This window comes from Candidatus Paceibacterota bacterium (assembly GCA_030583765.1).
Taxonomy (GTDB): Bacteria; Patescibacteriota; Minisyncoccia; order 2-02-FULL-40-12; family GWA2-44-9.
In genome coordinates, this window is the sequence record CP129474.1 from 132,013 (window position 1) to 150,483 (window position 18,471).

Genomic DNA, 18,471 nt, shown 5'->3' on the forward strand with positions numbered 1-18,471 from the left:
AATTTAACTCGCAATTTCAAAAATCTTTTTCACTAACCCCGTTCGCGCGTAAAACGCGCGAGTAATGGGACGGCGTTCTCCTGTCCGCGGGTTCACGCCACCGATTCCTTTTGTTCGCGCCTGTATCCACTTTCCGTCTTTACCAGTAAGCGCGGTAAACCCGTGTTTGATAAGTTTTGCGCGGATAAAATCATAATCGGCCTTTATTTCCTGTATCAATTCGTCATCCTCGGCAAAATCCAAACTCGCTACCCGCAAAAGTTTTGATCCTTTGGCGTTTAAGCCGTCCCATTGCACCGCGCAAAACACAATGGTTTTGAGTTTTGCCCAAACATGGCTTTCAAAAAACGAATGGGCTTTCAATTCTTCAGAATTTATCATTGTAATCGCCATTGTTTCTTTGGGCACGAGAATTTCTTTCATCTCGTGAAAAGCAACAGATTTTAATTCGTAAGTAAGCCCATTTGGTGCTTTTGATACGTTTGTTTGAAGTCCTGCCAACCGCTCCAAAACAAGGCCTTTCCAGCCCTTGTTTTGCTTGCCATTCAGATAAGGATTGATTCCAAATTGAGGCGCAAGCTCGGCAAGGTCTTTACCGATATACTTTTTCAGATTTTTTATGGCGGTTGCGCGGGTTACGATTTTCATACTTTTGATTTCTTATTTTTCATATTTCGATCCAAATCCTCAAATCGCTTTATTGATACATCCAAAAACTTTTTGTCCAAATCAATTCCGATAAATTTTCTGCCGAACAAATGCGCGGCAATTCCCGTTGTTGAACTTCCGGTAAACGGATCAAGAACAATGTCACCTTTGTTCGTGCTTGAAAGGACAACTCGTTTTAGCAAATCTTCCGGTTTTTGCGTTGGATGTTTGCCGTACTTTTTTTCAATCGCTTTTGGTGTTCCCATAGACCAAACCGAACGCATTTGAAGTCCGGGCTTTTTCAACGCGTCCTCCGGCCAAGTGCCATTTTTCATCAAGTCGTAATTGAAAATATGTTTTGCTTTTTTATCTTTTCTTGCCCAAATAAGCGTTTCATGGCTTGCGGTGAAAAAACGGCAACTCAAATTCGGTGATGCGTTCGGTTTGAACCACGCAATATCATTGAGAACATGAAAACCCGCAACTTGGAGAGCAAAGCCGCATTGGTAAATGGAGTGATAAGTCCCACTAATCCAAATCGTGCCGTGCGGCTTCAGCACTCGTTTGACGGCTTGCACCCATTCAAGATGAAATTCAAAATCTTTTTTTAGTCCGTTGCTTTTGTCCCATTCTCCCTTGTTTACGCTCACACGCCGTCCGGCGTGAACGGTGAACCCGCCGTTTGAGAGAAGATAAGGCGGATCAGCAAAAACCATATCAATTGAATTTTCGGGGATGTCAGCGAGAATATCCAGACAATTTGCTTGGTATAAAACGAAGTCGTCTTTTTGATAATAGGGTTTTTGCATAACTATTTTCCTCTCTCTATATCAGCTTGCATCTGCAGCCATGCGTCACCAGCCCCCTCCATGGCCTCAGACTCCCCTTCGTCCATCCTTCGTCGTCGATCGTCTAAAATTTCATCTTCATACTCAAAATATAACGTACCTTGCGGTCTCCGCTTATATCCCAATAAATCACGAGCCATATTTGATAGAAAATCAATCTTATCTCCGATTTTTATTTTGTCGCCCTCTACTACTTCAGCAACTATGTTGGAATCTCTTGTAAAAGTGAGTTTCGATCCAATAGGTATCCCGTATTTCCCAAAATGAAATTTTGAGCGCCTTGTCTTTACTTCGTCGACCTCCTTCTCTTGCTCTTGGGTTAAGCCACTGTCAATACTAACTTCTCTAATTTCTGCTCGCTTTAATGCAAGTGCCGCATATTCTGGATTCATTTTAAAAAACTCTCGGTTAACTCGCGCACGACGGTCTGCGAAAATAGAGTGAAGCCATTTTTCCTCTCTTTCAGCGTCTTCAACGGTTGCCGCGTAATAGACCTCAAAAGGAAGCGGCACACCTGTCCGATCTAGCTGCCTTAGTCTTTCCTTAACATCGCCATGAGTAAACCCTATTTTTATATACTCGGGCATTGCTTCGTTTTTTAAAATATAAACGATTTGGCTCATAGATAACTAGACACATAGCTTTTCTGCCATTATCCTCTCAAAAACACACAAGAAAGGCAATCGGGGATTGGCCGCCTATTCATCATACACCTCTTGGATGTTGGACTCCCAAAGGCGCAGCTGGCCGCCAACAGAGCGGACGGTCCAGGAACCAACGAAAGAGCGGTAGACAATGTCGCCGTCAATAAGGTCTGTTGATTCTAGCTCTACGAATACGCGGGAATGGTTCTTCGGATCAGCGGTTATGTGGTAAACGGCGGTTTGGAGCTGTGTTTCAAATCCCACAACCCAATCTGCATAGGTAACCCTGCCGATAAAATGCGAAGAGAGTAAGGCGAATGCCGCTTCGTAGTTGCGCGCACTGATGTAGTGGTAATAGGCACGGACCGTATCAATGGGCGATGCGTTGGGGTTAATGTCTTTGTCGGGATTATCCCACGGCACACTCGTGCCAATGCGCAATGATTCATCCACCCACTCCCGCGCAATATCAGTACTGATGCCGATGCTCAAACTTTCACCACCTGCGGCGTTAATGCCCACCACCCTGCCGCAAAAAGTAATCATCGGGCCGCCACTCATGCCCTCGACAAGGCCGCCATCTGTTTGCAGGTAGTGCCGCTCGCCTGCCTTATTGCCACGAAATGCACTAATCGTAGCACGGTTTACGGTAACCTCTCCGTTCAGCGAACCGCCGTAAGGGTAGCCGAGAATAAACAGCTGTTGGCCCAATTGCGCATTCTGCCAGGCTTCCCACGGGAGGGGGCGCATGTTCCGTTCCACGGAAATGAGCGCTAAATCCAATCCTGGATGGCCATCCACAATGATGCCTGCTTCAAATGATCCGTCTGCATATACTATTTTGGGGCTTGGTTCGCCATCAATGACGTGATAGTTGGTGAGGATGAAATGCTCTTTTACAGCAAAGCCACTTCCCTCTCCAAAGGCTCCGATGATGCGTACAACGGAAGGGCCTGCTTCCGCAATGGTGTCTTGCGCACTGCATTGTAATGCCTCTCTCCCGCCAAGAGCGCGCTCAATGTCTGCAAGTCTCTCAAGTGTTGTGTACGCGAGCCATGCGCCTGCCACTAGCATCAATAGTACGATAGCTGACACGATGCGGAGCAAGATGATTGGGCGCGGAAGCCACTTTCGTTGCATGAGACGCTCTAAAAATGCATCACCACCATAGTCAGCAAATAATTTAAAGCCAAACGGCGTGAGAAAGCCAAACATAAACCAAGCCGTGGAGAAAATGAGTGCCGTAGTAATATTTAAAAGCACATAGCGCCATTGGGGCGTTTCGGGATAGTCAATGAATGAAAGTGCTAGCAGGCCCGCAAAGCCACAGAGCATGCCTAGGAGAAGGAGCGGTCTCTGTTTTCGGCTCAACGACTCGGACCATTCATATTCCTCTCCAACGCGGTATCCCTGTATCACAAGGCCGGCCGTACATATAAGAAAAGGGACGCCAACGGACAAGAAGTCCTCTAATCCCGTACGCTCATTATCTGAGAAAATAATGATGACGACGAGTAAAAGAGTATAAAAGACCGCCATGCGGATGTCCCATGACGTTGCGAGCCAGCGAGAGCGCGTTTCACGCAATTTCTGTATAAATGGATGCATACCCTCTGTTATGCATACGTTATACGCGCAAACGCCGAAAGAAGAAAGGGGCTATTTCTTTGTTATTTTAATCTTCGCTTTTTTGTTCAGCTCAGCTAGGCGACCTAATGAAAAAGATTTCTGCTTCTCTCTAAACAACAGCGCAACTTCGCCATTATATTTTTCTTTAAAATCTCCGTCTGGCTGTAGTTGTAATACTAAAAGCAAAAGATCTTTTGGAGATTTTTTCGTTAATTGGATGGAACCATGTTGTGTTGTTTTTATCTGAACATCGTACTTACCCCATTCTGCGTCTATATATGGATTACCGGGGCGATGGAGCGTGAGACCATATTGCCATTGTGCCCACACCTCCCCCGAACTCCCGATCGCAAACCCATCAAGAGTAAAGGGCCTGCCGGTATCTCGGGTAAGCTCGGAGCATATATCTAGTAATTGTTTGAGTAACTTTTTATATTGAAGGGCTTTCATGTGTGATCGCTTCAATGCGTTCGTCACAACGGGCGACGATGTCGTCTTTCTGGGCTTCGTAGGCTTGTTGGGCGATGGATTCGTATTCCTCAAGCGCTTCGTTCACGAAGCCTGCAGAGAAGAGGATCTCGGCACGTTGCAGATCCGCCTCCCACCGTGCTTCGTCGGAAAGGGCTTCACGCGCAGTCCACCACTCTTGAATGCACTGTTTGGTGCGCTCCCCTGCAAGGCCTTCGGTGCGGAGGGCTTCTCCTAAACGTTCTGCAAGGGTAAGTTCTTTTTCTTTGCGTTCTGGTGCGGGCGTTGATGGGTTTTCGAATGACATAGATAGGCTTTTAGTCTGCAAGCTGGAGATGACGTGCAAAGAAAGACAGCGTCAACGCCTGGCTCTCAACAATTTTAATAATAGGTTTCCCCGAACCGTGGCCGGCATCAAGTTCTGTAAATATGAGTACCTGATTATGCTTATTCACCTCTTGGAGTCTCGCGGCCATCTTGCGGGCGTGGAGTGGATCAACACGCGTATCTTTCTCGCCAGTGGTGAAGAGAAAATGGGGATACTCTACATTCTCACGCACGTTGTGATAAGGACTCCATCGCAAGATGTTCCCAAGGTCTTCTTTTATCGCTGGATCACCGTATTCATGCACCCAACGCATAGCAATGCCAAATTGAGGAAAGCGCACCATATCAGTCAGTGGCACACGCGAGCACACTGCGCTCCAGAGCTCGGGCCGCTGGACGCCCACGGCAGATACGAGGAGGCCACCGTTACTTCCGCCGAGAATGCCAAGATGTTGCGGATCCGTGTATTTTTGCGCAACAAGATATTCACCGGCTGCGATAAAATCGTCAAAAGAATTCTGTTTTAATTCTTTGATGCCATCGGTATGCCACGCTTCGCCAAACTCGCCTCCTCCACGGATATTTGCGATAGCAAAAATCCCACCCCTCTGAAACCAAGGAACCCAACTGCGCAAGAACGAAGGGGCCTGAATTACCGCAAAGCCACCATACCCATAGAGAATTGTTGGGTTGTTAGCGTCCAACTGGATATCCTTCCCGTGCATGATAAAAATAGGAATCTTGGTGCCATCCTTGGAGTGATACCATTCCTGTTTTACGATATATTCCGTTGCATCGATTGGGTTGTCTGTCGCGCGGTATTCGGAGTACGTTCGTGTCTCCGGATCATATCGGTATACAATCTTTGGAAAAAGGAACGATTCCACACCATAGAAGAATTCCTCCTCAAACCTATTGGTAGTAATGCCCGCCATGGTCGCATGTGCTGGGAGCGGAATTTTCTCTAGCAATTTCCCATCATAGTCAAATATATGGGCCTCAAGACATGCGTTGACGAGATATTCTACGAGAATCTTACTCTTTGTAGCGCGGCACGTCGTAAGTACGGACTCCCGCGCAGGTATGAATTCCTGCCACTCATCCAGGGAACGATACATCTCCTCATATGACGACTGGAGAATGCGGTAGTTATTTGCTTTATAGTTCGTTCGTAGGAGCACCTTTCCACTCAGGAAGAAAATGGAGAATTTTGCCGGAATGTCAGTCACCAAAGCTCTCACGCTCTTTGTGGTGCTGTCGTATATGTATATCTCGTTCTCTGTCCACGTTTGCGACGCTTCAATGCCAAGATATCTGCCGTCGGGAGATAGGGTGAGCCCCAGCATGTCATCTTTCGGACGATCGGCTCCAAAAATAAGTTCATCGGCATCTGGGTCATCGCCAAGCTTGTGGAGATATACTTTTACATGGAGATGCTCTTCGTTTTTAGGAACCGTCCCTGGTCGCGGATTGCGCGTATAGAAGAAACCGGAATCATCCGGCAGCCATCGGACATCAGAGTATCTACAGCGGATGATCGCGTCGGGAAGATTTTGATTCGTATCGGTATCCTTTACATACAGCGTTGCCATCTCATCGCCCCCTTCGGAGATTCCATAAGCGACATACTTGCCACTCCTCGAAACGTTCCAGAAATCAATAGTGATGGTGTTGCCATCCCGCTGACCATTAGGATTGCACAAAACGACTGGCTGACCGTCGAGACCTCGCTTCATATAGAGCACTGGCTGATCTTCATTTGGTTGTCGTTCTGTGTAAAAATACTTGCCACGCACTGGCATGGGGTTAGAGAAGTTGACTACCTTAAAGTTAGCTACGAGTTCATCGGAGAAACTGGAGAAAAGCTCTCCTTTTAAGCTTTCGTCAACGGCGTGATTTTGAGCTTTAATCCACTCTCGCACCTCCACGTTTTCTGCGCCTTCTAGCCAGCGATAGGGATCTGCGATGCTGTAGCCGTGTATTTCTTCTAAAATATTCTCTTTTTTTGTTTTAGGGATATTCATGAAATAACGTAGAGATTTTGTCCACGACGGTCTGTGATGTATTACTCGATTTCTTATTGCATCTTAGCCTACACGCTCACATATGGGAATACTAGGTTCAACAAAAAGAAAAGGCGGCTATTGCTAGCCGTCAAATTAAAAACATGGGGGAGCTATGCGAGCCTCCCCCATGTCACGACCTGGCGATCAGCGGTTGCACTTCTTGCAGTACTTGCACCACCCGTGGCTGCTGTTGCCGGTGTGGTTCTTGGTACCGCACTTGCCGCTGTGGTTGCAGTCGCGACCCATGGCGTCTCTCTTTCTCCCTCAAAGAAACGGGTGAGGGCACTGAAATGATACAATAAAAAAGCAAGGAGTCAATATGCACGATCCGAGCGAGAAGGCACTATTCCGCACCGGGTGTATCCGGCGTGAATACCATGGAAAGTGAGTTCACACAGTGGCGTATGTTCCTTGGAGTGAGCTGTTCGCCTTCAAACACGTGGCCAAGGTGTCCGCCACAGCGTGCACAGGTGATCTCGGTGCGCACACCGTCGGCATCAATGGTGCGACGGACGGCTCCCTGAATTTCATCATCAAAACTGGGCCAGCCACATCCAGAATCAAATTTTGCTTCAGAGCGATAGAGTGCTGCGCCGCACTGCCGGCACGTATATGTGCCCGCTGTCGTGGTGTGCACATAGGCGCCAGAAAATGGTTCCTCGGTCCCCTTTTCGAGAATGATGCGCTTCTCTTCTTCGGTGAGTGGCTGAGGTGTTACATCCATGTCTTTTTCAGTGCCATGATAGCCCAGAATGCCGCCACCGAAGTGAGCGCGGTGACAGCCATGCCCCAGAGGATATCAACCACGGTGATCACGAGTGGCCAGTTAGCGATGGTCGCATGGTTGGTGAGATCGTAGGCTCCGTAGGCGGCAAGGCCTAAGAGAGCACCGCGCCAGAGCGCTTCACTCCACGAACCGCTCACTACTGCTGGCGCTACCACAAGGCCGTAGACAGCGAGGGCATAGAGCGGATAGAAGAGTGCAACGGGTGCAAGGTTGATTGTTTTCTGGAACAAGAAGCCCATGCGCTCTGCATAGAATCCTTTTGCGATCACCAGCAACCAGAGCGCATCGAGCACTGCGAGTGGCACTAATGTAGCGAGATAAGAAGTGAGTGGGTTCATGGATAAGTTTTATTCTACGCCCTCACCCATAGGAATGCTAGGTTCTAAAAAAGAATGTCCGTGATGTTTTTTATGGCCCCGTGGTGGTTGGGATCACGTATTCCTTCAATAAACACTGCAAGTGCATCGAGACTAAACTCGTTGAAGCGAGGGGCTAGTTTATTTATGTCACAGAGAACCTCAAACACGAGACACGCGGTTCGTTTATTGCCATCAATGAACGGGTGATCTTTAATGAGAAAATACAAAAACGCCACCGCTTTTTCTTCTGGGGTGTTATATATTTCGTGTCCAAAATACGGACCATTTATGTTTGCAACTATCGCAGCAACCTTCTTTTTGCCCTCTTCAGTAAGCGGGAAAGATACGAGGCCTTCTCTATGGAGCAACACGTATGCGTGGCAAATGTTTTCGGACGTTATGGGTAGGTATGTCTTTTTTTCCTGCATCATAATCTCGCAAAGACTTAAAAACTTCCATATTCCTACGGAGTTGTTTTTCGGTCACCTTGTTCAGATCGGGCGCGGCGCCCTTTCGTGTTTTGCGCCAAAGAAATTCAAGTACTTTCTTCATATGCCTATAATACCACAGTAAGATTTATAATGTCCAAAGCAATCAGCGCCCACGTTGCGCTACCCGTTCGAGGGTTGATGCCGTGGCGGCGGCGATGAGGGAGCCAAGAATGATGAGAGCACCCATGGCGATGCCGCCAGCGGGGTCGTCACTGCCACTGAAGAAACGTATGAAAATCATTCCTGGCACCACAAAGCCGATGATGGCCAGTGCGCAGTGGCGGATTGTGCGCAGAGCTTTCACTGCATGGTGCGAGAGTGTTTCGCCTCGTCCAACGCTACCTAAGAGTTGAAACGCCTGATAGAGCGCGATAAAGAACGGAATAGAGGCGATGTATGCGTATGCGAGGAAGGGATCGGTAAAGTAGATTTCAAAGAGAGTGGCGTTCATGTTTCTGCCTTCAAAGTGGGGCTCGACGAGCAGGAATGCGAGCGCACCAATGCCGATGAGTATGGTGATGGCTTTAAGAAAGAGGGTTGGGAGGAATTGCATGGATAAAAAACTTAAGGGGCCTGGAATCTCACTCGTGTCGCCTTCGCTCCTTGCTGGCCTCCTCGAGCTAGAACCGAAATCGGGTCAAGTCCAGAAAGGATATTTAAACTATGCCAATCTTACCACAAACGACGGGTCTCGAGCGCTAGCTATCCTCTAAAATTTTATTAAAAAATTCATACTTCTTTCGCATATAGTCCTTAAAATCAATCGGGCCATATGGTAGCTTGGTTTGTTTATACTCATCTCGCAATGCCTTACTCTGCGATAAAAGCTCAAATACTTTTCTTTGTTCTTCAAATGCAGGAGAACCTCTCAGTGTAATATAAAGCTCAATTTCAAAACCATCTTTTTTGAACTCCCATTTTACTGATTTATTCTTTGGTGACGTGCTTATGCGAGAGGGAGTTCCAAATAGTTTTTCTAGCACAGAAAAGTACTTATCGAACTCAGGCGCTTCATACAAGATTGAGATATCGATATCGTTCTGGCCTGCAATTCCAAGTGCAGAGGCTCCACCAAAATGTAAATCTACGCCAGGAAGAGCTTCTCTTATTTGAGATATGAGTTCATTCGCCACCTCCTGAACATGTGGATCAAATGGTTTGACCTCAATAATTTTGCCGTCAGGCAACGAGGCTAAGTATTTTTCTTGGGCTTCGGTAATCATGTTTTAGTAAGCTCCTCGAGCGGGATAACCTATCACGACTTGGCTGCGGGGCCTGGAATCTCACTCGTGTCGCCTTCGGCTGCTTCGCTATCCTCAGGCTCACTCTTTAAAACCTTGCGGTTTTAATATTTCCACCACGGGAAAGGACTTTCCTTTCCCGACCCCTATCCTGTTCGAGTCCAGGCCCTCCAACGATAGAATAATGCAAGACCCGCCACAAGGGCGGGCTTTGCATTAAGGCTTGTACCCGCCGCCTACTGGCGCTGGGCACTGCGCTCCTCTTCAGTCGCTTGCTGCGGGGCTTGGACTCGAACCAAGATTCACGGCTTCAAAGGCCGCTGTCCTACCATTAGACGACCCCGCAATAGGGCAAGAATACAGGAAAGATGGGGAAAATAAAAGGCGGCTGGGAGGTGTCGCACGGGCAACACCCACCAGCCATGGCCTACGCGGCCAGCACTCCGATGCACCCGAAGCACAGCGCGGCAACCGTGAAAGCTCCCCCCGCCAGTTTTGCTTCGAATGCGGGCGTGACGATGCTCATCGGGCACCCCTCGGCGCCACACCAGCGTGCCACCAGGGATCCAGCCGCCATCATGCCCAGAAAGAACGAGAGCGTGCCACACACCGCGATAGCGGTTGCGAGCACACCCACTGCCATCTCCACCATCTTCACCTCCGGACGTTGTAGTGTACAGCAAGAAGTGCAGACGGTCAAAAAACTCTTGTTATTTTTGCATTTTTAGTGTATAATATATCAGCACAGGTGGGAGAGGCGCGCGTGGGCCACTCTCAAAGAACAACCATTTCACAAGGAGGTCTCCAGTTTCTCACTCCACTGCAGAAAACAATGAGCAAGGCGTCACGCACCTTGCTCTTTTCTTTACGCGCCTCCCCTATTATGGTATACCGTGCGCCAAGGAGGCACTGTGGCAAACAGAGCGCAGCAAGAGCGGCACGTCGAAAACGTCGCAATAACGCTCGGAATCTCGGCTATGGAGGTGCGCCAAGCACTTAACCTCATCCACGCTGATGATGTGCGTTTGTGCGAGCGCTCGGACAAGGCGCTTACAATCGCTCATTCGTGTGATGGCTTGCGCACCATCATCGCTCGCGCAGTAGAAGAAGTAGGGCCCGAACACCCGCTCGTGGAACACATCCTCGAGTGGTGGCTCGCCAACCGCGCCAAGACCTACGAAGAGCTCGGGGTCATCTTTCGCAACGCCCCCACGAGTAGCCCTGTGCGCCAATTGGCACTGGAGCGGCTCATGAAGATCGGGATGGTGAAAGCGAAGAACGCTGCTTCGTTTGAAGCGGTCTGGAATCTGCTGGAATACGCGCCCACCGCAGGACACCTCACAGAGACGATCGTGCAGCACGCGATCCAGATCGCAACACGAGAGCGGAACCTTCAGCACCTCAACACTGTGTGGGGCATGCTGGAACGGTTCTACAACGGCCACGAGCTACAAGCAACCTGCTTGAAGAACATCGAAGACGTTGCACGCTTCGAACTGCGCGAGACGATGCGCATGGAGCGGCTCGTACAGATCTTCAAACTGCTCCCGTGGCAGACGGCGGCACGCGTTGATGCGCTTCGCCGGATCGTCGACAACTGGTCATAACACTCCTCTTCAGCCCCAGGCAATCCCTGGGGCTTCGTTTTTATAAAAACTATTTCTGGCCGCGAATGAACACGAGCAACAGCGCGCTTGCGAGAATACTAAACCCGAATCCATGCGCAAACGTGAGCGCGGGAGAAAAGTCCCACAGAAAACCGGCGATAAGACCTGCGGGGATGGCAGCGAGCCCTGTTGCCGCTTCAAACGTGCCCAGCGCAGTAGCACGTTGGCCTGGATCTGAAAGATCCGCAACCATGGCACGCTGTGATGCGTCGATGAAGGCGCGGAAGACACCATACAGCGCAAAAAATATAAGCATCACGAGAAACTGTGACACTGTTGTGCTTGCAATATGTGGCACAGTCATAAACCCAAGCGACACTACACTAAAGAGTAAGTAGCCGGTAAGAATAATGCGGCGGCGTCCAAGCTGGTCAGAGAGCGCTCCTGCAGGCTCTGAAAACACGGCATCAAAAATGCCAAAAAAGATGTATAGCACCAGCGCAAGCGAAAGCGAGTCTTGGAATGAGAGGTCAGTAAACAGGCTCTGTGCGCGGAGGATGAAAAATGCATTGCTAAAATTGGCTATTGCAAACACGGTTGCAATCGCAATAAAGTAGCGCGCCTTCAGGGGGAGCTCACCAAATCCAATACGCTTGCGCGAAAGTGTAAGGTTATTAGGCACGCGCACAAAGAAAATAGGGAAAACGGCAACAAGGCCAATGAGCGCCGCAAAGAAAAAGAGTGTTTGAAGAGAAAGCCCGAAGATAAGAAAGAGCACCAACACTGCAACGGAGCCAATAAGGGCGCCGACGCTGTCCATGGCGCGCTGGACGCCAAATGCTTTGCCGCGCATATTCTGCGGCACTGATTCTGAAATAATGGCGTCACGTGGCGCATCACGAAACCCCTTTCCTAGGCGTTCAATGGGGCGGAGGACAGCAATGCTCTGCCAGCTTGAAATGAACGGGTAGAAAAATTTTGCAAATGCAGAAAAGAAGTAGCCAATGAAAACAAAAGTCTTGAAACGCTTTGTGCGGTCTGCCCAATATCCAGAGAACACTTTCATCAGCGCGGCGACGGCATCGCCAACACCAAACGCCAATCCGATGGCCAGTCCGCCACCGCCGAGGGATTGAATAAAGAACGGGAGAATCGGAACGATCATTTCACTGGAAAGATCCGTAAGGAGTGACGTGATCCCCAGCAAGATGACATTGATCATACTCCCAGCATAAGCTCTAACACCGCGAGCTCAAGGGGAAGTTGTGGAAGAGATGCGGTGCGCATGCGTGCGCGCGCATCGGTGAATGCCATAATGATACGAATGTGCTGTTCCGCTGTGCACGCCTTGCCATGCGCGGCGAGTATGGCGTGATCATGCACCCCACCAACTCCCGCAAGGAGCGCTGGGTTGGCATGGGCGATCATCGCCGCACGCGCATATTCAAGAAAATCACGTGCGAAAATATCAAGGTTAATCCCCGCCTCTGTAATGCGTGCCAAAAATGCGAGTGCGCTGGCACGATCGTTCGCTACGAGATATCCAAAAAACTCTGGGTGCAGGGCGTGGGGCACGAGCCCGAGCGCGTCAGTTACCGTGGCAACATCTAGTGCCGGAACATCCATGCCATGCATCTTGGAGAGGAGTACCTCTGCGTCACGAAGCGCCCCGTCTGCCGCGGCGGCAATCACGTGAGCGGCATCAGGCTTCAACGGCATGTTTTCTTCTTTCGCAATGCGCAATAGTTTATCAGCTATCTCAGGAATCGTGAGGCGTCGGAGATCATAGCGCTGAACACGCGAGAGCACTGTTGCAGGAATCTTCTGCGGATCCGTTGTCGCAAAGAGAAACATCACATGCGAGGGCGGCTCTTCAAGCACTTTAAGGAGCGCGTTAAACGCACCCGTAGTCACCATGTGCACTTCATCAATGAGGAAGATCTTTTTCTGCGCGCTTGAGGCGGCAACTGCCGCAGATTCTTTCAGCGCGCGAATTTCATCAACGCGGCCATGAGAAGCGCCGTCGATTTCGATCAAATCCATTGACGACCCGTTATCCACCGCAACGCAGTGCGGGCAGGTGTTGTCCGGCTCACCGTTCTTACCACGATTCTGGCACATCACCGCTTTTGCAAAGATGCGCGCAAGCGTTGTTTTCCCCGTACCACGGGGCCCTGTAAAGAGATATGCGTGCGCAATGCGCCCGCTCGTCAGCGCGCCCTTGAGCGTGCGCACAACGTGCTCCTGGCCGACAACATCAGCGAATGTATGCGGACGATGCGTACGATACAACATAGAGGCACCTTACCAGAAAGGAAGCGTTAGGCAAAGACCACCTTGCGAAAGCCCGTAAAGCTCACCAAGAGCGCGAGCGCTGAGCCCGTCACAGCACCCACGCCAGCCCATGCGCGCAGAGAGAGATCAAACATGGGCCCAATGCCGTTTACCACCAACGAAGCGGCGCCAACATTCACGGCAAGCGCAACCAATGCCACGGTAGTAAAGCGGATAAAGTCACGGCGATTGAGGCCACGACCATGGTTCGAAAACACCCAAAGCGCATTCCACGTGTAGCTGTGCCCAAGCGCAATTACAAACGATGCCGTTTTAAAAAGAGAGAACCACCCACCCGAAGCAATGCCCGTTTGCGCGATGAGTAGATACATAATACCAAAATCAACGGCGGCGTTCGTAAATCCAACAGCGACGAACTTTCCAAAATCAGCAAAAACGGGAGCGATATATTTCCCCAGAAGGTATCCTTTGATCACGCCCACAAGCCAGAGCATGGGGACAAGCACGATGAGCCACGCCCACGGAAACCCAAGATAGAATGGGATGCGAAACCAAGAGAGAATCTGCCACGCGATAGAACCGGTTGTGACACCGGTTATGAGGGCACCAAGGTAGTCGAGACGGGACAAGCTAGGCATTGGTTCGATAGCCACTCTTCAATTCTTCCTCTATCAATGCACGTGGGCGGCCGTGCGTCAAACGGGAAAGCTCCGCTAGCGCACTCACGAGGCGCTGATCCCCTGCTGGCTCACGAATGGTTTGGATAGAAAATGGGCGCGCACTTTGCCCTTCAATGAGCATACGCACGTGCGCATTGAAGTTGTCGATACTGGAGAGGTCTGCCGGCGTGAACACGGGCTCAAATTTATTCTTTAACGCTTCGGCGTCATCGGCACCGATGCGAAATGCGACCTGTGAGCCGACGTTGCCAAACACCGCATCGCGGATCGATTCTGGAATCTGCTTAATGTATTGGTGCGCAATGATGAGATCAAGGCGATATTTTCGCGCCTCAGACAAAATGGTAGCAATGCTGTCCGTAGTAACATTTTGGAATTCATCGATGTAGAGATAGAAATCCTTGCGTTGGTCTTCAGGAAGATCGACGCGGCCAAGTGCCGCCAAGAGCAAGCGCGAGACGATCATCATGCCCAACAGGTTGGCGTTCATCTCCCCAATCCGGCCTTTGGAGAGGTTCACGATCAGAATTTTTTGTCCGTCCATGATGGCGCGGAAATCAAGCGCGCTTACCTTTTGTCCCACAATGGGACGCAGGTAATCGTTCGCCAAAAAGGGATTGAGCTTTGAGTTAATGTAAGGCGCCATGTTCGCAAGCGCAGCCTCACCGCCAGCTTTTTCTGCTTCAAGCTCCCAGAATGACTTCACCAGCGGATTGTCTTCAAGCGCGAGCTTTTCACGGCGATAGTCTTCATCAACTAAAATGCGCGGAATATCCGCCATGGTGGGGATGAGGTGCCCAAGACCTTCTTTGGAGCCCTTCTCACGCACCGCTCGCTCATAAACGTCCATGACTAATAAAATCGCGTTCTTAAAGTACTGCTCAAACATGGGACCGAACGCCTCGGGAAGCGATTTATAGAGTGACTTAATAATTGCGAGTAGTTCATTAGAAAGAAACGTTTTCTGCTCTGGTTTTGTGGGGTCAAATTCAAGAATATTGAGACCAAGCGGACGATCTGTATCTCCTGGGTTGAAATAGATGACGTCATCAACGCGCTCTTTAGGCACAACCGAGAGTGCATATTCTGCAAAATCACCGTGAGGATCGATGACGCACACGCCTTTTCCAGCACGGATGTCCTGCGCGATCATGTGCTTCATGAACGTTGTTTTACCGGTGCCCGTTTGCCCCACCACGTAGAGGTGCCGACGACGATCTGAATCAGTCATGCGCACGGGACGCTCCTGACCACGAAATACATTTGCACCAAGTACAATGCCTTGCTCGGGAAGATTCGTTGGCGGCTCCGCTGCTTTCACATGCGAAAATGCCACGCGCGCGGCCTGGCTGTGTTGGAGTGGGAAATGGTAGATGCTCGCAAGCTCTTCACTGGAAAGCTGCATGGCGTATGCATCATTAAACATGCGGAACGCATACTCATAGGCCAGCTTATCTTTACCTCGCGCACGTAAGCCAAGGGGTGCCAGCTCGTTTAAGTCCGGGCTCCCCAACTGTACAAAAGAAGACTCAATATCTTTGAGCATCGCATCCGCGCGATCTTGCGTTTCTGCGGATACGAGAATGCGCACGTTCGTATCAAAAAGTGGACGCGATGCCTTACTTTGGAGCGCCTTAATAACGTCGTCCTCAAATGCAGTTGCGGGTTTTGCCGATTCGTCTTGTTCCTGCTTCTTACTGGAACGTACGCGTGCGAATGCCTCCTTAAATGGACTTCCCTTCTGCATCTCTTGCGCAACCCGTTGTGCAAGAGAACGAACACTCTCTTTATGTGAAGGACGAATGAGTATCTGAATGGCGGCACCTTCGCCTTCTTTTTCTAACTTGGACAGCGCGGAAATAATGCCCCCGAGCGGATCGCTTTCAAGGCGCGCATAGGTGCGGAACGGGAGAATTGCCTCTTTTTTCTGTGAAAGATATGAGCCGGCGAACACGCCCGACGGGTGGAAGATGGTGTACTCGGGAGACTGCACCACTTCGGCGCTTGGATAGAGACCGTGCACCTGTTTTACAAACACCGCTTCGTAATTCTTAGGGACGGCGCAGTAAAAGAAGATGTCTTCTCCCTTGTGATGGACTGCCATCTCAAGCGCAATGTAGGGCTCTCCGTATACAAATTTATTCCAACCACGCGCATGGATGCTGGTAATGGACGTGAAGAGCTGTTCCATCACCGCAATAAGTTCGCGGTCTGACTTCTGTGACGATTGCGCTTCACGGGGCAACGTGACGCGGTAGAGCGACATGTCCATGCCGCGCATGATGCGTCCACGGGCCCGCAGAGAACCAAAAAACACGAGCGCGGCGGCCGCCGTGAGGATAAACACCGCACCGTAGGCAATAAGGAAAATACCTGACACGAATTAGAGTGCTTTTACAAAACCTCGCTGGAGCATTTCCTTCCAGTACACGTCCGCGAGCGCATCGTGGAGGGCGTCAATGATCGCAGGGTTGTTCGTCTCGCGCGCCGCAGCAACTGCTACATCGAGCCCCTGAGAGAGCGCTGTTTGCACGAGCGACTGCACCTGCAAGGCCTGTTCGTCGTTGAGTGGCACCGCTGGGCCGTGCGCTGGCGTGGAAACGGGTGCTGGCGCACCAACAATCTGCTCACGCACCACTTCACGTAATGTTGCGTGGTCATCCTGATGCTCTGCCGTGCTCTGCTCTGCGACGCTATCACGCGTAGCACGCTTCTTGGCAAGCTCCCCTTCAAGACGGCGAATGTCTTGCTCGAGTTGAACGTGTGTTTCTTCACTCATACGAAGCATAGTATAGCACACTTTCCACTTGTCCAAGCGCAGCTCCTGCGCATAATGTGCTATATTTGATGCATATGCATCTCCATCGAATCGCGCTCGGCGCACTCATCCTTGGTACGCTTGTTGTTTCGCTGTTTAACATCGGAGGCATGCCCGCGGGAATCTCAAGTAGCGAAGCACAGCACGCTATTCGCGTCCTTTCTGAACCGCATAGCGGTGTCTATGGCGTCCTGCAAAACGTCTCGGTGCGAGCATTTGGCCCAACGCCGTGGGCAGCACGCATTCCATCGCTCCTCTTTGGCATGGGATCAGTAGCGGGTCTCTACTTTTTAGCTCGACGACTGTTCTCATGGGAAATCGCCTCTCTCGCCAGCATTTTATATGCGGGTTCGTTTTGGTACTTCCTCATCTCACGCTCCGCATTACCGGAGGCAAGCTTGGCGTTCTTTGCAACATGGGGGCTCTATGCGCTATGGATGGCACTCGCGACGCACACTCAAGGAACTTTTGCTTCAGCAGCAATTATCTGGGCGGCCGCACTCTCCACGCATACACTATCGCGTCCACTGCTTCTTGCGGGGGCAATTACCGCAGCGGCATATCTGCACATGACTCGCGTGCACACGCAAGACGCAGCCGCGCAGCGTGCACATAACTCTCTGCGCAACGGCCTTATTCTTTTTGGCATCGTCGCACTCTTGCTCGTTTCCTACTTTGGCGCACAGAATATTCTCCCCACGCCCGCAGGGACCACGCTCGTTGCAAACTGGAGTGAGGGCATTCGTACTGCCCTTGCGCGCTTATTTATGCCCACTATCAGCCAGTGGCAGAATGGCATTGTAGGGAGTTCGCTCGTGTTTTGGCCGGTTGCCGCGCTCGCGCTCATCGGGCTTTTGCGTAACATCATCAAAATCCTCAAAGAGTTGCGCGAGAGTAGCCACGTATCCCCAACGCACACACTGTTGGTTTCGTGGTTCTTCTGCGGGCTGGTTGGCGGCGCCCTCATCGATGACCCGCGCGTTACCATGCGCCTTGCCGGTATCGCACCCGTTGTCTTTCTCTTTGCTGGCCAGGCACTGTGGTGGCTCATGGATCGCCTTGCCGACTGGTACCATAATAATCACCCGCATGATTTAAATATTCGCTTGCCACATGGGAGCATGCATGTACAAGAAGGGGCCCTCACCGCGGTTATGGTTGCGCTCACCTTTGTGCTTGCGATGGGGATTGCAGAAACTGTCCGTGCTCATGTGATTTGGGGCACGAATCCTGATGTACGTGAAGCATATCGCGCCGATGACGTTGCTATGCTCAAGCGCATCCGCGAGCATGGCGGACCAGTGATTATCATTGCGCGCACAACCGCGCAGAGCGCACCGCTTCGCTATCTCACCCAAACCTTCACCGAAGAGCAACAGCAGATTAAAAACATTTTGTACCTCTCACCAGAGCAATATAGCAGAGTTCGCATTTCTCGTGACGCACTTGTACTCGTACTTCCGTAGGACGGTATAAAAAGAAGAAGCCCCCGCAGCATGAAGCTTTGGGGGCAGGGCCATAGGCCCGTATGAGGAAAGCTGGATGCCTTTGGAGGTAAGGCCC

General features: G+C 50.6%; 20 protein-coding genes, 1 tRNA gene and 1 pseudogene. 3 read left to right on the forward strand and 19 right to left on the reverse strand.

Annotated features, from left to right (window positions below):
* Positions 1 to 3: 3 nt before the first annotated feature.
* From QY311_00685 to QY311_00735, 11 genes and pseudogenes are all read right to left on the reverse strand, one after another.
* The gene (locus QY311_00685) at positions 4 to 648 is read right to left on the reverse strand and encodes a MutH/Sau3AI family endonuclease (protein WKZ27260.1); all 645 of its coding nucleotides are present in this window, start codon (positions 646 to 648) and stop codon (positions 4 to 6) included.
* A complete protein-coding gene (locus tag QY311_00690; protein WKZ27261.1) occupies positions 645 to 1,457 on the reverse strand; it encodes a site-specific DNA-methyltransferase in 813 nt (270 codons plus the stop codon). Before QY311_00690 ends, QY311_00685 begins: the two co-directional genes overlap by 4 nt.
* Positions 1,458 to 1,459: 2 nt before the next feature.
* The gene (locus QY311_00695; protein WKZ27262.1) at positions 1,460 to 2,119 is read right to left on the reverse strand and encodes a GIY-YIG nuclease family protein; all 660 of its coding nucleotides are present in this window, start codon (positions 2,117 to 2,119) and stop codon (positions 1,460 to 1,462) included.
* 75 nt (positions 2,120 to 2,194) lie between these two features.
* On the reverse strand, positions 2,195 to 3,748 hold the full coding sequence (locus tag QY311_00700; protein ID WKZ27263.1) for a serine protease: 1,554 nt from the start codon (positions 3,746 to 3,748) through the stop codon (positions 2,195 to 2,197).
* Positions 3,749 to 3,799: 51 nt separating this feature from the next.
* On the reverse strand, positions 3,800 to 4,219 hold the full coding sequence (locus QY311_00705) for a hypothetical protein (protein WKZ27264.1): 420 nt from the start codon (positions 4,217 to 4,219) through the stop codon (positions 3,800 to 3,802).
* The gene (locus tag QY311_00710; protein WKZ27265.1) at positions 4,200 to 4,544 is read right to left on the reverse strand and encodes a hypothetical protein; all 345 of its coding nucleotides are present in this window, start codon (positions 4,542 to 4,544) and stop codon (positions 4,200 to 4,202) included. The genes QY311_00705 and QY311_00710 overlap by 20 nt, the downstream gene beginning before the upstream one ends.
* A 10-nt stretch (positions 4,545 to 4,554) precedes the next feature.
* Complete coding sequence (locus QY311_00715; GenBank protein WKZ27266.1) at positions 4,555 to 6,588, reverse strand: prolyl oligopeptidase family serine peptidase; 2,034 nt, start codon at positions 6,586 to 6,588, stop codon at positions 4,555 to 4,557.
* A 406-nt stretch (positions 6,589 to 6,994) separates the two neighbouring features.
* Positions 6,995 to 7,354, reverse strand: a pseudogene (locus tag QY311_00720) (methionine-R-sulfoxide reductase).
* Entirely contained in the window at positions 7,345 to 7,755 is a 411-nt protein-coding gene (locus QY311_00725; protein ID WKZ27267.1) for a DUF2177 family protein, read from the reverse strand. The pseudogene QY311_00720 and the gene QY311_00725 overlap by 10 nt, the downstream one beginning before the upstream one ends.
* Before the next feature lie 44 nt (positions 7,756 to 7,799).
* Positions 7,800 to 8,207: a Fic family protein gene (locus tag QY311_00730; protein ID WKZ27268.1), complete on the reverse strand. Its 408-nt coding sequence runs from the start codon at positions 8,205 to 8,207 to the stop codon at positions 7,800 to 7,802.
* Between the two features lie 163 nt (positions 8,208 to 8,370).
* Positions 8,371 to 8,820, reverse strand: a complete 450-nt coding sequence (locus QY311_00735) for a DUF2975 domain-containing protein (protein WKZ27269.1) — start codon at positions 8,818 to 8,820, stop codon at positions 8,371 to 8,373.
* Between QY311_00735 and QY311_00740 the strand changes: the two genes are divergently transcribed.
* Complete coding sequence (locus tag QY311_00740) at positions 8,819 to 8,980, forward strand: hypothetical protein (protein WKZ27270.1); 162 nt, start codon at positions 8,819 to 8,821, stop codon at positions 8,978 to 8,980. The genes QY311_00735 and QY311_00740 overlap by 2 nt on opposite strands.
* Here the strand turns inward: QY311_00740 and QY311_00745 are convergent.
* The 3 genes from QY311_00745 to QY311_00755 form a co-directional block, all read right to left on the reverse strand.
* Positions 8,966 to 9,490, reverse strand: a complete 525-nt coding sequence (locus QY311_00745; GenBank protein WKZ27271.1) for a GrpB family protein — start codon at positions 9,488 to 9,490, stop codon at positions 8,966 to 8,968. The two genes, QY311_00740 and QY311_00745, sit on opposite strands and share 15 nt — an antisense overlap.
* Positions 9,491 to 9,783: 293 nt before the next feature.
* Positions 9,784 to 9,854: transfer RNA gene (locus tag QY311_00750), tRNA-Gln, on the reverse strand.
* Positions 9,855 to 9,935: 81 nt separating this feature from the next.
* A complete protein-coding gene (locus QY311_00755; GenBank protein WKZ27272.1) occupies positions 9,936 to 10,166 on the reverse strand; it encodes a hypothetical protein in 231 nt (76 codons plus the stop codon).
* Between the two features lie 235 nt (positions 10,167 to 10,401).
* Here QY311_00755 and QY311_00760 point away from each other — a divergent pair, with 235 nt between their 5' ends.
* The gene (locus tag QY311_00760) at positions 10,402 to 11,115 is read left to right on the forward strand and encodes a hypothetical protein (protein WKZ27273.1); all 714 of its coding nucleotides are present in this window, start codon (positions 10,402 to 10,404) and stop codon (positions 11,113 to 11,115) included.
* Between the two features lie 49 nt (positions 11,116 to 11,164).
* Here the strand turns inward: QY311_00760 and QY311_00765 are convergent, their stop codons facing one another.
* Genes QY311_00765 through QY311_00785 form a run of 5 tightly spaced genes read right to left on the reverse strand, consistent with a single transcriptional unit; the run spans position 11,165 to position 16,869 of the window.
* Complete coding sequence (locus QY311_00765; GenBank protein WKZ27274.1) at positions 11,165 to 12,337, reverse strand: MFS transporter; 1,173 nt, start codon at positions 12,335 to 12,337, stop codon at positions 11,165 to 11,167.
* Positions 12,334 to 13,410, reverse strand: a complete 1,077-nt coding sequence (gene dnaX / locus QY311_00770) for a DNA polymerase III subunit gamma/tau (GenBank protein ID WKZ27275.1) — start codon at positions 13,408 to 13,410, stop codon at positions 12,334 to 12,336. The genes QY311_00765 and dnaX overlap by 4 nt, the downstream gene beginning before the upstream one ends.
* A 26-nt stretch (positions 13,411 to 13,436) precedes the next feature.
* A complete protein-coding gene (locus tag QY311_00775) occupies positions 13,437 to 14,063 on the reverse strand; it encodes a GtrA family protein (protein ID WKZ27276.1) in 627 nt (208 codons plus the stop codon).
* Positions 14,041 to 16,470, reverse strand: a complete 2,430-nt coding sequence (locus QY311_00780) for a DUF87 domain-containing protein (GenBank protein ID WKZ27277.1) — start codon at positions 16,468 to 16,470, stop codon at positions 14,041 to 14,043. Before QY311_00780 ends, QY311_00775 begins: the two co-directional genes overlap by 23 nt.
* 3 nt (positions 16,471 to 16,473) lie before the next feature.
* Positions 16,474 to 16,869 (reverse strand): hypothetical protein, encoded by a 396-nt coding sequence (locus tag QY311_00785; protein WKZ27278.1) that lies wholly within the window; start codon positions 16,867 to 16,869, stop codon positions 16,474 to 16,476.
* A gap of 74 nt (positions 16,870 to 16,943) precedes the next feature.
* Here QY311_00785 and QY311_00790 point away from each other — a divergent pair, with 74 nt between their 5' ends.
* Positions 16,944 to 18,374 (forward strand): glycosyltransferase family 39 protein, encoded by a 1,431-nt coding sequence (locus tag QY311_00790; GenBank protein WKZ27279.1) that lies wholly within the window; start codon positions 16,944 to 16,946, stop codon positions 18,372 to 18,374.
* Positions 18,375 to 18,471: the final 97 nt, after the last annotated feature.

What these genes read in the sequence shown, in the direction of transcription:
- QY311_00695 (WKZ27262.1), bottom strand. Translation starts at nt 2,119, where the DNA reads ATGAGCCAAATCGTTTATATTTTAAAAAACGAAGCAATGCCCGAGTAT.
- QY311_00785 (WKZ27278.1), bottom strand. Translation starts at nt 16,869, where the DNA reads ATGAGTGAAGAAACACACGTTCAACTCGAGCAAGACATTCGCCGTCTT.
- QY311_00710 (WKZ27265.1), bottom strand. Translation starts at nt 4,544, where the DNA reads ATGTCATTCGAAAACCCATCAACGCCCGCACCAGAACGCAAAGAAAAA.
- QY311_00735 (WKZ27269.1), bottom strand. Translation starts at nt 8,820, where the DNA reads ATGCAATTCCTCCCAACCCTCTTTCTTAAAGCCATCACCATACTCATC.
- QY311_00745 (WKZ27271.1), bottom strand. Translation starts at nt 9,490, where the DNA reads ATGATTACCGAAGCCCAAGAAAAATACTTAGCCTCGTTGCCTGACGGC.
- QY311_00740 (WKZ27270.1), top strand. Translation starts at nt 8,819, where the DNA reads ATGGATAAAAAACTTAAGGGGCCTGGAATCTCACTCGTGTCGCCTTCG.
- QY311_00690 (WKZ27261.1), bottom strand. Translation starts at nt 1,457, where the DNA reads ATGCAAAAACCCTATTATCAAAAAGACGACTTCGTTTTATACCAAGCA.
- QY311_00730 (WKZ27268.1), bottom strand. Translation starts at nt 8,207, where the DNA reads ATGATGCAGGAAAAAAAGACATACCTACCCATAACGTCCGAAAACATT.
- QY311_00700 (WKZ27263.1), bottom strand. Translation starts at nt 3,748, where the DNA reads ATGCATCCATTTATACAGAAATTGCGTGAAACGCGCTCTCGCTGGCTC.
- QY311_00685 (WKZ27260.1), bottom strand. Translation starts at nt 648, where the DNA reads ATGAAAATCGTAACCCGCGCAACCGCCATAAAAAATCTGAAAAAGTAT.
- QY311_00715 (WKZ27266.1), bottom strand. Translation starts at nt 6,588, where the DNA reads ATGAATATCCCTAAAACAAAAAAAGAGAATATTTTAGAAGAAATACAC.
- QY311_00705 (WKZ27264.1), bottom strand. Translation starts at nt 4,219, where the DNA reads ATGAAAGCCCTTCAATATAAAAAGTTACTCAAACAATTACTAGATATA.
- QY311_00765 (WKZ27274.1), bottom strand. Translation starts at nt 12,337, where the DNA reads ATGATCAATGTCATCTTGCTGGGGATCACGTCACTCCTTACGGATCTT.
- QY311_00725 (WKZ27267.1), bottom strand. Translation starts at nt 7,755, where the DNA reads ATGAACCCACTCACTTCTTATCTCGCTACATTAGTGCCACTCGCAGTG.
- QY311_00790 (WKZ27279.1), top strand. Translation starts at nt 16,944, where the DNA reads ATGCATCTCCATCGAATCGCGCTCGGCGCACTCATCCTTGGTACGCTT.
- dnaX (WKZ27275.1), bottom strand. Translation starts at nt 13,410, where the DNA reads ATGTTGTATCGTACGCATCGTCCGCATACATTCGCTGATGTTGTCGGC.